The sequence below is a fragment of the Acidovorax sp. K2F genome (assembly GCF_025246485.1).
In the GTDB taxonomy this organism is placed as follows: domain Bacteria; phylum Pseudomonadota; class Gammaproteobacteria; order Burkholderiales; family Burkholderiaceae_C; genus Acidovorax; species Acidovorax delafieldii.
Window position 1 is genome coordinate 115,271 of the sequence record NZ_JAOBSQ010000060.1, and the last position, 12,871, is coordinate 128,141.

At 61.8% G+C, this 12,871-nt stretch carries 11 protein-coding genes; 5 read left to right on the forward strand and 6 right to left on the reverse strand.

Translation table 11 applies throughout. The features are described 5' to 3' along the window. Positions 1–99: 99 nt before the first annotated feature. The 4 genes from N4G42_RS24210 to N4G42_RS24225 form a co-directional block, all read right to left on the reverse strand. A complete protein-coding gene (locus N4G42_RS24210; protein ID WP_260668985.1) occupies positions 100–1,659 on the reverse strand; it encodes a polyamine aminopropyltransferase in 1,560 nt (519 codons plus the stop codon). Between the two features lie 84 nt (positions 1,660–1,743). Further along, positions 1,744–1,965, reverse strand: a complete 222-nt coding sequence (locus N4G42_RS24215) for a DUF350 domain-containing protein (RefSeq protein WP_044396181.1) — start codon at positions 1,963–1,965, stop codon at positions 1,744–1,746. A gap of 34 nt (positions 1,966–1,999) precedes the next feature. Continuing rightward, positions 2,000–3,514 carry a DUF4178 domain-containing protein gene (locus tag N4G42_RS24220; protein ID WP_209816767.1) on the reverse strand — a complete coding sequence of 505 codons (1,515 nt, stop codon included), beginning with the start codon at positions 3,512–3,514 and terminating at the stop codon, positions 2,000–2,002. Between the two features lie 114 nt (positions 3,515–3,628). Beyond that, positions 3,629–4,678: an SPFH domain-containing protein gene (locus N4G42_RS24225; protein WP_260668987.1), complete on the reverse strand. Its 1,050-nt coding sequence runs from the start codon at positions 4,676–4,678 to the stop codon at positions 3,629–3,631. A gap of 280 nt (positions 4,679–4,958) precedes the next feature. On the opposite strand from N4G42_RS24225, the gene N4G42_RS24230 reads away from it, so the two are divergent. Beyond that, entirely contained in the window at positions 4,959–5,225 is a 267-nt protein-coding gene (locus tag N4G42_RS24230; RefSeq protein WP_055398031.1) for a DUF2061 domain-containing protein, read from the forward strand. 217 nt (positions 5,226–5,442) lie between these two features. Here the strand turns inward: N4G42_RS24230 and N4G42_RS24235 are convergent, their stop codons facing one another. Beyond that, positions 5,443–5,748 carry a flagellar basal body protein gene (locus N4G42_RS24235; RefSeq protein WP_260668988.1) on the reverse strand — a complete coding sequence of 102 codons (306 nt, stop codon included), beginning with the start codon at positions 5,746–5,748 and terminating at the stop codon, positions 5,443–5,445. Positions 5,749–5,956: 208 nt separating this feature from the next. Here N4G42_RS24235 and N4G42_RS24240 point away from each other — a divergent pair, with 208 nt between their 5' ends. Further along, complete coding sequence (locus N4G42_RS24240) at positions 5,957–7,546, forward strand: PQQ-binding-like beta-propeller repeat protein (protein ID WP_260668989.1); 1,590 nt, start codon at positions 5,957–5,959, stop codon at positions 7,544–7,546. 217 nt (positions 7,547–7,763) lie between these two features. Here N4G42_RS24240 and N4G42_RS24245 read toward each other — a convergent pair whose 3' ends face one another. Further along, positions 7,764–8,747: a LysR family transcriptional regulator gene (locus N4G42_RS24245; RefSeq protein WP_260668990.1), complete on the reverse strand. Its 984-nt coding sequence runs from the start codon at positions 8,745–8,747 to the stop codon at positions 7,764–7,766. Positions 8,748–8,876: 129 nt separating this feature from the next. On the opposite strand from N4G42_RS24245, the gene N4G42_RS24250 reads away from it, so the two are divergent. The 3 genes from N4G42_RS24250 to N4G42_RS24260 all read left to right on the forward strand — a co-directional run bounded on the left by N4G42_RS24250 (position 8,877) and on the right by N4G42_RS24260 (position 12,488). Further along, the gene (locus N4G42_RS24250) at positions 8,877–10,238 is read left to right on the forward strand and encodes an aspartate aminotransferase family protein (protein WP_260668991.1); all 1,362 of its coding nucleotides are present in this window, start codon (positions 8,877–8,879) and stop codon (positions 10,236–10,238) included. A 29-nt stretch (positions 10,239–10,267) separates the two neighbouring features. After that, positions 10,268–10,897: a DJ-1/PfpI family protein gene (locus N4G42_RS24255; protein WP_121941416.1), complete on the forward strand. Its 630-nt coding sequence runs from the start codon at positions 10,268–10,270 to the stop codon at positions 10,895–10,897. Between the two features lie 70 nt (positions 10,898–10,967). Next, complete coding sequence (locus tag N4G42_RS24260; RefSeq protein WP_108496904.1) at positions 10,968–12,488, forward strand: CoA-acylating methylmalonate-semialdehyde dehydrogenase; 1,521 nt, start codon at positions 10,968–10,970, stop codon at positions 12,486–12,488. Positions 12,489–12,871 lie beyond the last annotated feature (383 nt).

Below are 12,871 nucleotides of genomic sequence, written 5' to 3' on the forward strand. Positions count from 1 at the left end.
TCTTGACAGCTTTGTAGCCGATTGTGACGCCCGTGACACCGGGCAGAACCCCTGCAAATTGCTCGGCGAATGCCCGTTGGCCCCCAAGCCATCGGCTGCTCAATGCGCCACCACCTTGCCCCATTCGCGCTCGTAGCTGTGCACCAGCGCCTGGTTGGACAACCGGTTTACGTCCGCAGGTACCCGCGCCATGTCGAGCGGAAAGTCAAACAGCAGCGGCAGCGACGGGGGGCTCAAAAACCGCAGCCCCGGCGGCAAGGCATCGGGCAGGCGCCAGGGCCTGCGGCTGGCGATGACATAGCCCCATTCGCCAAAGCTGGGCACATGGGCGTGGTACGGCGCCGTCGAGAGGCCCACGGATTCGATGGTCTGCACCACCGTCCAGAAGCTCTGGCGCGCCACCAGCGGCGAGGTGGTCTGCACCACAGCGTAGCCACTGGCCGCCAGCCGCTTGTCCAGCAACGCATAAAAGCTGTTGGTGTAAAGCTTGCCGATGGAGAAGTTGGTGGGATCGGGGAAGTCCACCACGATCACGTCAAAAAGGTCCGTCCCCTGCTGCAGCCACCCAAAGGCATCGGTGTTGACGATGGTCACTTTGGGGTTTTGCAGCGCGTTGCCGTTGAGCTTTGCCAGCGTGGGGTTCTCGCTGAAGATGCGCGTCATGGCCGGGTCCAGTTCGACCAAGGTGACGGACTCGACCGAGGGGTACTTGAGGATTTCGCGCACGGCCATGCCATCGCCGCCGCCCAGCACCGCCACCCGTTTGGGCGCGCCGTGGGCGGCCAAGGCGGGGTGCACCAGGGCCTCGTGGTAGCGGTATTCGTCGGACTCGGAGAACTGCAGGTTGCCGTTGAGGTACAGCCGGTGGCCATAGCGGCCCTGCGTGACCACAATGCGCTGGTAGGGCGTGGCCGTGGTGAAGATGATGCGGTCCTGGTAGAACTTGTCTTCGGCAAAGCTAGTGATCTGCTCAGACCCCGCCAGCCCGGCCAGCAACAGGCCCACCACCATCAGGCAGGCGAACAAATGGGCTTGGAGGCGCCGCAGCTCATGCCGGAACAGCCACACCGCCCACAGCGCCACGGCGGCATTCATCAGCCCGAACAGCAGCCCGGTGCGGATGAGCCCCAGGTGCGGCACCAGCAGCAGCGGAAACGCCAGCGACACTGCCAGCGCGCCCAGATAGTCGAACGTGAGCACCTGCGAGACCAGATCCTTGAGCACCACGTTGCGTTTGAGGATGCGCATGACCAGCGGAATCTCCAACCCCACCAGCGTGCCCACCATCAGCACCATGCCGTACAGCAGAAACCGGAACGCGCCCGGCGCATACGCATTGGCGAGGAACAGCGTGGCTGGCAGCGCGCCGCCGATCAGCGCCACCAGCAGCTCGATGCGCAGGAAGTGCGCGGGCAGCTGCCGCTCGAAGTAGCGCGACAGCCACGACCCCAGGCCCATGGCAAACAGGTAGGTGCCGATGATGGTGCTGAACTGCAGCACCGAGTCGCCCAGGACATAGGACGCCAGCGCCCCCGCCGCCAGCTCGTACAAAAGGCCGCAGGCAGCCACGACGAACACGCTGATGAGCAGCGCGATATCAATAGGGCGTGGGCCGGGGGATCGGGGCAGCGCCGCGGGCGCTGGCTCGGTAGGGGACAAGGTGGGAGGCGACAAGGCGGCTGTCAGCGCACCCTGCGGGGTGCGCTGCTACGTTCATTCAGGCAATGGAGGCAAACAGGCGCGTCAATGAATGGCGGCCGCCACGATGATGCTGATGCCCAGGCACATCGCCGCCACCACCATGCCGAGGGCCTTGTTTTGCTTTTCCACAATTTCGCGCCACAGGTCGTAGGGCGTGATCTTGTCGATGATGATGAAGGCCGCCCAGAAGATGATGATGCCCATCAGGGCATACAGCAGCGTGCCGCCGATGGACAGGGGGTGAAGCCATTCGAATTTGGTCATGCTGTTCTCCGGTGAAATTCGGGTTGTTGCGAGGTTACTTGTGGCTGCCGCCCGACGAATATCCGCCGTACGAGCCCCCCGAGCTGCGGTAGCTGGAGGACGAGGAACAGTTTTCGACCCGGGGATCGCAGCTGGAGCAACGGCTCAGCAAGATGAGCAGGATCAGGATCACCACGGCGATGATGATGATGGTGCCGCAGCCCAGGCCGGATTTGGCCACGAACGGGCCAGGGTCGTCGCGCTTCAGGACATCTTTCTTGTCGTCCAGCTTGAACGCCTTGGCCACCGTGTCGCTGGACAGCTTGTCCCCCGCAGACCAGGTGATCTCGTTCGGGCTCTGCTCCATCGACAGCAGGCCCTTGGCGCTCGCAAAGTCGCGGTTGGTGGTCTTCTGGCCGCGCGTGACCTGCCAGTAGAACTCGCCCAGCACGTAGGTCGTTTCGGCCTCGTAGGTGTACTTGAGGTCGTACTTGGTGCCCATGTACGTGGCGGAGCGGCCCGTGGCCGCCATCTGCGGCGCGCCGGTGGTGGGGCGCACCATGCTCCAGCCTTCTTCGGAATCGACCAGGAACGCGAAGCCACGCTTCTGGTTGTAGAGCAGGTATTCGCTCCAGCCAAAGTGCTCGTCATCGCCGGGCTCCACGCCCATGCGGTGCTGAAAGCCCACCACCTGCCAGTGCACGCCCTGCAGCTGCCCCTTGCTGCCCAGCGGGATCAGGGGCTGGACGGGCTCGTCCTGCTCCGCCGAGCGCAACTCTCCGCCCACACCACTGTCCAGGCTGATGATGCTGGCGCACGAGCCGCAGGTGATGCTCTTGGAGGTGGACAGCTGTACCTGCACCGGCGCACCGCAGTGCGGGCAGTTGAACTGGCGGCCTTTTTCGTCCTTGGCCGATTCGTCCTTCAGACCCTGCAGCTGCAGGTCTTCCAGGAGCACTGCCTTGCCACGCTCGACATTGGGCGGGGTGTGGCCGTAGTCGATGCTGACCACTTCGCCGTCGGCGCTGCGCAGCTCGACCATGCCAAAGGGCTGGCCCAGCGGCGGTAGTTTGGGCAGCTCGCCCTGGGCCGAGATCAGCTGTGCCTGGCCGGTGTAGGCCACGCTGTAGGGTTTGCCGTTGATGGCCGTGGTGGTGCCGATGCGAAAGCGCTCGGGCGCAGGCATCTCGCGGCCCGGGTCGATGGGCCGGGTGAAGACATAGGCACCGTTGTCTTCGCCCAGCGTGGCCAGCGTGCCGTCATTCAGAAAGGCCGCCCATTCGGTCCACACGCCCGCGTCGCCCTTGTATTGCAGGCGGCCGATGAGGGTGAAGGGAACGTCCTTGCCGTCGAGCTGGATGCGCCCGCTGGCCATGAGCTGCAGCGGGCTGTGGTCGTCGAACAGCTCGGCCATCTTGCCCAGGCGCGTGAGCACGTCGCCACTGCGCACGACGGTGCTCTGGCAGTAGCCGCAGACGGCATGAGTGGACTGCGCGCTCTTGAACTCCACCGGCGCGCCACAGCCGGGGCAGGGCGCGCGGTAATAGCGCTGGGTGGGGTCGGTGGCCATCGTGTGGAGTGTTCTGCCCGCGCCGCGCTAAACGGCTTTGAAGCCCTATTGGCCTCTAGCGCCTATCTCTCCAGCGCAAGCAGCTATTTTTATGATAGCAATCGATCCGATCGATCAGACGAGCTTCTTGAGCAGTTCGGCCTTCTTGGCGTCGAACTCTTCCTGCGTGAGGATCCCCTTGGACTTGAGCTCGCCCAGCTTCTCCAGCGTGGCCATCACGTCTTCAGGCTTGACGCCCACTGCAGCGGCCGCCGCTGCGGGCGCTGCCTGGGCAGCTGCGCCGCCGCCTTGCAGGCCCTGCTGCAGGTTCTGCGCGAGCACCTGGCCCAGCGCCACACCCGCGCCCAGACCAATGGCGTCCCCCGCCACTCCGCCACCGTTGCCCGCGCCCTCGGCAAATTTGGGTATGGCCTGCGCCGTCTGGTACTGCATGAATTTGGCCATGTCGTTGCCCACCATGCCCATGCCGATCTTCTGGTCGAGGATCTTCTGCAGCTCTTCGGGCAGCGAGACGTTCTGCACCGTGAGGGACTCAATCAAGATGCCCAGTTTGGCGAAGATGGGCGCCAGCTCCTTGGTCAGCGCATCGGCAAACATGACCTGGTTGGCCGCCAGGTCCAGGAACGGCAGGCCGCTACCGGCAATGGCGTTGCTGATGTTCTGCAACACCAGGCCACGCAGCTGGCCTTCCAGGTCGGCCACGGGGTAGGACTCGCGCGTGCCCGAGATTTCGGTGTGGAACAGCTTGGGGTCGGCGATACGGAAGGCGTAGTTACCGAACGCGCGCAGGCGCACGGCGCCAAAGTCCTTGTCGCGGATCGTGATGGGCTGGGGTGTGCCCCACTTCTGGTCGATCTGCTGGCGTGTGCTGAAGAAGTACACATCGCTCTTGAAGGGGGACTCAAAGAGCTTGTCCCAGTTCTTCAGGTACGTGAGCACCGGCAGCGTCTGCGTGGTGAGCTTGTAGGTGCCGGGGCCAAACACGTCGGCCACTTGGCCTTCGTTCACGAAGATGGCCATCTGCGACTCGCGCACCACCAGCGTGCCGCCGTTCTGGATTTCCATGTCGCGCATGGGGAAGCGCCAGGCCAGCGTGCCGTCCCCCTCTTCGGTCCACTGAATGATGTCAATGAACTGTTTCTTGATGAAGTCCATGAGGGCCATGTGTGCTCCCAAAGCAAAAGAGGGGGTTGAAAAGAGCGGCCATCATAGCAACGGGGGCATGGCGCGGAGCGGCTTTTTTTGAGCCCCATCGGTGAACTGGTTCACGCGCTGAACCAGTTTGGTTGGCATGGCGTCGCCCGACCGGGATGCATGGCCGCTTGATAGTGGCTATCTCCGGCTTAGTGATGATCAATTAGCCAACGCTATTGAGAATTACTACCATTTCAACATCCCTGCACACCACCGCAGGCCCTGATGAAGAAGTGAAAAGGAGTCCGCCATGTCCCACATCCGCCGCGCTGCCCGCCAGAACAAAACCATGCTGATGAAAACTGGCAGCTACTACGTGATCCATATTTGCGTGGCCGCCCTGGTGGCCTATGCCGTCACGGGCAACCTGTGGGCCTCGCTCACGCTGAGCCTGCTGGAGCCCACGGTGCAGGCGGTCGCGTTCTTCTTCCATGAAAAGGCGTGGGACCGGGCTGCTCGGCGCGGCGCTGACGACGCCACACAGGCACCCAGTCCAGCCGCCTTGCAGGCCGTTTGAACCACCGTCTGAACCACCCGTACGAAGGAGCCCCCATGTACAGCCTTCCCTTGCGCAGCCGCACCGCTACCGGCTTGGCCTTTCAACGCTGGCTCGTTCACCGGCTGGCCGGGCTGGTTGTAGCCAGCTGAAGTCGCCCGAGGCCACTCCAGCACTGGCGCTGAAAACAACAATGCCCCGGCTGGCGGGGCATTGTCGGGAGCGCGGGAGAAACGACTCAGGCCTTCACGTCGAGCAGCGAACCCATCATTTCGTCTTGTGCCTTGATGGTCTGCAGATTGGCCTTGAAGGCGTAGGTGGCCGACATCTGCTCGACCGCCTCCTTCTCCAGCGCCACGCCCTCGGCCTCTTGCTGGCGCTGCACGGTGGCGCGCACGCCAGCGCTGTCGGCGGCCTCTTCCTGCGCCACCACCTGGCGGCGGTAGTTGGGGGTGTTCATGTTGGCCACGTTGTTGGCCGAGGCATCCAGCCGCAACTGGGCGGACTGCAGGCCTGAACTGCCGATGGAAGAAATGGTTGCCATTGTGTGCTCGACAAAGATTAACGAAGCCCCGAACCTCGGGGTGAGATTGTCTCCCCGTAGGGCAACAGAAACAAGGTGCACTCAACCCGACATCTGTAAAGCCGGAACAGCTCCGCGCGACGCATTGAGCAACAAGCAAACGCAACGCCCCCCACATTTTGTTACTTAGAATCAAAAGTCATCAACATGTTTGCGATCTGGAGGGAATTTGAAAAAGACAACGATGCTACTTGCAGTGCTCCTTTCTGCGTGTGGTGGAGGCGGTAGCGACAGCCCAACTGCTCCTGCCCCTGCTCCTGCTCCTGCCCCTGCCACGAACTCTGTGACTTTTGTTCCGCAAATCCTGCAAGGAACAGATTTTTCTGGTAAATCCTTGGATTTTGATTTCTGGGTTGTCTTAAGCGGGATCTCCAGTGAGAGCCTGAATATTAAGGTCGACACTACTGGGGACTTCACACCTCAGATCACTCGAGCTACAAACCGCTTCAAAATTTCAAGCGCTGCATCACTCGCGCCTGGCTCCTACTCCGGAAACATTACCATTTCTCTATGCCGAGACTCAGCCACAATTTGTCAGTCTCCGTATCCTGGATCTCCTTGGAGGCTCCCATACAGCTTTACTATATTATCCAAGACCCCAAACATTACCCCACTGCAAAAACTGACTGGCGCGCAACGCTGGGGAAACTTGCGAGCAAATGCATCTCAGACCGGCTATATTACCTCCACAAAAATTGATGAAAGTCGCTTTAATCTACGCTGGATAAACGAAGATTATTACCTGGAAGCCGGAAGTTATAGCCAAAGCCCGGTAATTGGTGAAGATCGAGTTGTAGTCTATCAAAATAGCTCACCATTAGGATTTGCAGGCATAAGAGAATTTGACGGTACGGTCGCTTGGAAGAACTCAAGCGCCTCCACCAATGGCGTTTTCACAAATCTTGCACTTTTGAATAACAAGGTCTTTCTCTTAACACAAAACTCGCTTTTTTCATTTGACGTAACAACTGGTCAGCAAATCGCAGCCACCAACTCCGGAGCATATTATCCATCCTACATGGTCGCACATGACAATAGCATATTTGTTGGTAGAACAGGACCCGGGTTCGGATTTTTGAAGTTTGATGCCGAATCACTAACCCAACAATGGGCCATGAACAATGGAGATGATCCGATACAGCCTTTCGCCGTGGATGCAAAGGAACTCATTTCGGTTCACGGCATACGCGTAGATCGCGCAAGCGGCGTAAAAAGCGGATTTTCCCGATCGGAGCCCATTAACAACTATAAAACAAGCGAGAATTCGAGCATCATGGTCAATGGCCAGAATGACGTCATATTCAGCTATTTCAATGTCGCAGCAGGCTCAAGCTCTCACATCTCTTCTTACTCCCGCAGCTCAGGCACAAAAAATTGGATTATTAATGGTAGCTTTTCAAGCTCACCAGTTTTGGCCAACAACATTATCTACACAACCTCCAATATATCTCAGCCAAAGAATAATGAATTTTCAGAAGTAAAAGCAATTGATGCTCTAACAGGAAAAGTAATTTGGACACTTCCTTTGCCAGGGCCACTTCCAGGCAATTCCATGCCGAGGTATGAACTGTTACTTGTGGGAAACCACCTTTTCGCGTCTCAAATTGGAAATCCCGCCTCAGCTCTATTGGCAGTAGAAATTTCCAAACAGCAGATTGTCTGGAGGTATCCGATCAGCGGCAGACTCGCTGTTTCTGACAATGGAGTACTTTACGTATTTGGCTCCAGGCCCGGATTGACTGCGATAAATCTTCACTAGGGATCCTCTGCACGAATCACCGCGCCGTGTGCATCTGCGGCCTCGGGCGGTCTGCCGCGTTGCAAGTACTCGCCATAGCTGCGGCTATTGCTGCGTCTTGCGCCTTACAGCCCATCCTGATCCGCAGCGCCCACGGACCGCTCGATTCGTGCAGAGAATCCCTAGGCGCATGAGAAATATATAATCCACAAGCGCAGTTTGTATCGCAGGCGGGAGGTCACGAGCCTCCTGACGTATGCGCCTTCAGCAGGCATTGTGCAAACGCCTGCGCCGCGCGCGGCGGCTGGGGCGACTTGCGCAACACGCCCACAAACTGGCAGCGGTAATGGAACTGCGCGGGCAAAACGGCCTGCATGAGCCCCTGGCGCTCGAAGCCTACGGCATAGTGGTCGGGCAGAAAACCCAGGTAGCGGCCTGACAGGATCAGCGTGGCGATCGACTCCTGGTCAAACCCCGTGGCCTTGCGCGGCAGGCGGGTGCTGTGGCTCAGCTCCATGTTGGGCGAGTGGTAGCCCAGGCCCGCAAACTGGTAGGCGCGCAGTGATTCCCAGGTGAGTGCGGCGTGGTCCCCGCCAAACAGCGGGTGGCGCGCGCCGCAGTACAGCAGCATGGTTTCGGCGAACAGGTCGGCATAGACCAGGCTTTGCGAGGTGCGGTGCGCCGGGATGATGCCCACATGGAAGCCGCCGTCGATGAGCCCGCGCTCGATGGCCGGGATGGAGGCCACATGCATCTGCAGGCTCACCTCGGGCGCCTGCTGCGCAAACAGCGCAATCGCATCGTCGATGTGCGCAGCGGGGTTGCTGGCCGTCTTGTCGAACACCGCCACCTCCAGCCGCCCGCCCATGCGGCGGTGGATGTCGTCGATGCTGCTGCGGAAGCTGTCCACGGCGAACAGCAGGCGCAGGGTTTCGTCATACACCCGCTGCCCCTCGGCCGTCAGCGCAAACCCCGCCCGCCCCCGGCGGCACAGCGTGAGGCCCAGGCGGGCTTCCAGGTCCTTGATGTGGCGGCTGACGGTGCTGGTGCCGATGTTCAGCTCCAACTCGGCGGCCGACATGCCGCCGCACTCCACCACGCTCTTGAACACCTGCAGCAGGCGCAGGTCCATGTCGCTGAGCTGGCCCAGCACGGCGCGGTGTTTGCCCGGTACTGCGGGCACTGAAGCTTGGGGGGATGGAACCGGGTCTTTTACTTGCATAAATCGTCAAGTAAACATTGATATTGGATTATTTGAGAGATTAACAGGCGGCGCAACAATGCCCTACGTCAAGCCCCAGGCCGCTGGGGCTGTCCGCTTTTTGTCGCCGCCTTTGCACTGGAGAACCCCATGAGCTTCGTCAACATCGAAAAACCCGCCGCTGGCGCCGAAGGCCCCCGCATGGACGCCGAGTGGCTGGACGCGCACTGGATGCCCTACACGGCCAACCGCCAGTTCAAGGCCAACCCGCGCATGATCGTGGAGGCCAGCGGCGCCTATTTCACCGACAGCGAAGGTCGCAAGATTTTTGACGGCCTGTCGGGCCTGTGGTGCTCCGGGTTGGGCCATGGCCGCCGCGAGATCGCCGAAGCCATCGGCAAGCAGGCGATGAAGCTCGATTACGCGCCCGCTTTCCAGTTTGGCCACCCGCTGTCGTTCGAGCTGGCCAACCGCGTGAAGGAACTGACGCCTGCAGGGCTGGACTATGTGTTCTTCACCGGTTCGGGCTCCGAGTCGGCCGACACGTCTCTGAAGATGGCCCGCGCCTACTGGCGTGCCAAGGGCCAGGGCACCAAGACGCGCCTCATCGGCCGCGAAAAGGGCTACCACGGCGTGAACTTTGGCGGCATCTCGGTGGGCGGCATCGTGGCCAACCGCAAGCTGTTTGGCCAGGGCGTGGAGGCCGACCACCTACCCCACACCCAGCCGCCCGCAGGCTCGTTCCACAAGGGCATGCCGCCCACGGGCAAAGAGCTGGCCGACCGCTTGCTGGAAGTGATTGCGCTGCACGATGCATCGAACATCGCCGCCGTCATCGTCGAGCCCTTCTCGGGCTCGGCCGGTGTGGTGATCCCGCCCGTGGGCTACCTGCAGCGCCTGCGCGAGATCTGCACCCAAAACAACATCTTGTTGATTTTTGACGAAGTGATCAGCGGTTTTGGCCGCAGCGGCGCCTGGACGGGTGCCGAAGCCTTCGGCGTGACGCCCGACATCCTGAACTTTGCGAAGCAGGTCACCAACGGCGCGCAGCCGCTGGGCGGCGTGGTGGCTACCAAGGAAATCTACGACACCTTCATGGCCGCGGGCGGCCCCGAGTACATGCTCGAATTCCCGCACGGCTACACCTACTCGGCCCACCCCGTGGCCTGCGCGGCGGGCATTGCGGCGCTCGACATCCTGCAAAAGGAAGACATGATCGGCCGCGTCAAAGCGCTGGCCCCGTACTTCGAGCAGGCTGTGCACAGCCTCAAGGGCGCCAAGCATGTGGCCGACATCCGCAACTTTGGCCTGGCGGCCGGCTTCACCATTGCGGCGCTGCCCGGCGAGCCTGCCAAGCGCCCCTATGAGATCGCCATGAACTGCTGGAAGAAGGGCTTTTACGTGCGCTACGGTGGCGACACCATCCAGCTGGCACCGCCCTTCATCAGCACCCAGGCCGAAATCGACCGCCTGATCAGCGCCTTGGGCGACGCCCTGCAAGAAACCGCCTGAGCTTCCTTCGCCAGCCAGCCTGCCCCTCCATGCGCATTTCCATCCTCACCTTCGATGCCTTCAACGACCTGGATTCGCTGGTGGCGTTTGGCATGCTCAATCGCATCGCTCTGCTGGGCGACAAGGACTGGCAGGTGCGCATTGCGAGTCCCGCGCCCCGCATCACGTCCATGAACGGGCTGACCATCGACGCGCACGAAGACCTGAGCCAGCTGGCTGAGGCCGACGCGGTGCTGGTGGGCAGCGGCATGAAGACGCGTGAGGTGGCCAACACCCCCGCGCTGATGGAACAGCTAAGGGTGCTGAACCCCGCCCGCCAGTTGCTGGCGGCGCAGTGCTCTGGCACCTTCCTGCTCAGCCGCTTGGGCCTGCTGAGCGGCACGCCCGCCTGTACGGACCTGACCAGCAAGCCGTGGGTGGTGGAGTCGGGCGTGGACGTGGTGCCGCGCGCGTTTGCGGCCCACGGCAACGTGGCCACGGCGGGCGGGTGCCTGGCCTCGCAGTACCTGGTGGCGTGGCTGATCGCCCGCCTCAAGGGGCTGGATGCCGCGCGCGAAGTGCTGCACTACTTTGCTCCGGTGGGCGAGAAGCAGGAGTTCATCGACCGCGCCTTGGGGCATGTGCTGCCCGCGCTGGAGCCCCAGGCTGCTGCGGCTTGAATACTATAAATTTGATAGCTATCAGCGCATGTTTCACTAGCGCTTGTGGCACTTTTTACTTGAAAACACCATGAACCACGACAAAAACGTCACCACCACCATCGGCCACCTGATCGACGGCCAGATCGTCGCCGACACCGCCCGTACGCAGCCCGTGTTTGACCCCGCCACCGGCCTGTCCACCACCAGCGTGGCCCTGGCAAGCCAGGCCACGGTCGAGGCGGCCATTGCCTCGGCCGAGGCCGCGTTTCCGGCCTGGCGCAACACGCCGCCGCTCAAGCGTGCGCGCGTGATGAGCAAGCTCAAAGTGCTGCTGGAAGAAAACGCCGACAAGATCGCCGCCCTGATCACCGCCGAACACGGCAAGGTGCTGGCCGACGCGCACGGCGAGTTGCAGCGCGGCATCGAGAACGTCGAATACGCGAGCTACGCGCCCGAACTGCTCAAGGGCGAGCACAGCCGCAACGTGGGCCCCAGCATCGACTCATGGTCCGAGTTCCAGGCGCTGGGCGTCACCGCAGGCATCACGCCCTTCAACTTCCCGGCCATGGTGCCGCTGTGGATGTGGCCCATGGCCGTGGCCTGCGGCAACACCTTTGTGCTCAAGCCTTCGGAGCGCGATCCCTCCTCCACGCTGTTCATCGCCCAGCTCGCGTTGGAGGCGGGCCTGCCGCCCGGCGTGCTCAACGTGGTCAACGGCGACAAGCTGGCCGTGGACACGCTGCTGCGCGACCCCCGCGTCAAGGCCGTGAGCTTTGTGGGCTCCACCCCCATTGCCGAATACATCTACGCCGAAGGCTGCAAACACGGCAAGCGCGTGCAAGCCCTGGGCGGTGCCAAGAACCACGCCGTGCTGATGCCCGACGCCGACGTAGGCAACGCCGTGAGCGCGCTGATGGGCGCGGCCTACGGCTCGTGTGGCGAGCGCTGCATGGCCATCCCTCTGCTGGTCGCCGTGGGCGACGAAGTGGGTGACGCCGTGATCGCGGGCCTCAAGACCGAGATCGCCAAGATGAAGGTCGGCCCCGGCACCGACAACAGCAACGACATGGGCCCGCTGGTCACCAAGCCCCACTTCGAGAAGGTGAAGGCCTATGTGGACAGCGGCGTGGCAGAAGGCGCCACGCTGGTGGTGGACGGCCGTGGCGTGAAGGTGGCGGCAGGCCACGAGAACGGCTATTTCCTGGGCGCCTGCCTGTTTGACAACGTCAAGCCCGGCATGAAGATCTACCAGGAAGAAATCTTCGGCCCCGTGCTGGGCGTGGTGCGCGTGAAGACGCTGCAGGAAGCCATGCAGCTCATCAACGACCATGAATACGGCAACGGCACCTGCATCTTCACCCGCGACGGCGAGGCCGCCCGCTACTTCACCGACCACATCCAGGTCGGCATGGTGGGCGTGAACGTGCCCCTGCCCGTGCCGGTTGCCTACCACTCGTTCGGCGGCTGGAAGCGCAGCCTGTTCGGCGACCTGCACGCCTACGGTCCCGACGCCGTGCGCTTCTACACCAAGCGCAAGACCATCACGCAGCGCTGGCCCTCGGCGGGCGTGCGCGAGGGGGCGGTGTTCAGCTTCCCGAGCAGCCGCTGAAGCACCAGCGTCCACTTCTCGACGAAAAGGCCCCACGTGGGGCCTTTTTTCGTTCTATGCCGTGCCAGGGCGTTTGAAGGTGAGCCATGTAAATGCGCATGGCTGGCGTGGCATGCCGTCTTTTGGCGCAAGAAGAGCCCATAAAGCGACCCGTTTTCGGATGCCGAGGTCTTACCCATCAAAAAGCAAAACACTTCATAGCTTTTGTGCATGGATACGGAGGTCTCAAAACCCTGCCCGCACGACACAATCAATGGGCAAACAGCCCCTCTGTAAGCAGATTCGCTTACTAGGGTTTTTACGCACATCCCCCTACAATCGCAGACCCTTACAAAGCTGACAGCCTGCTGCAGACCCGCTGGAGTACGGTTTTGGCCCCTCAC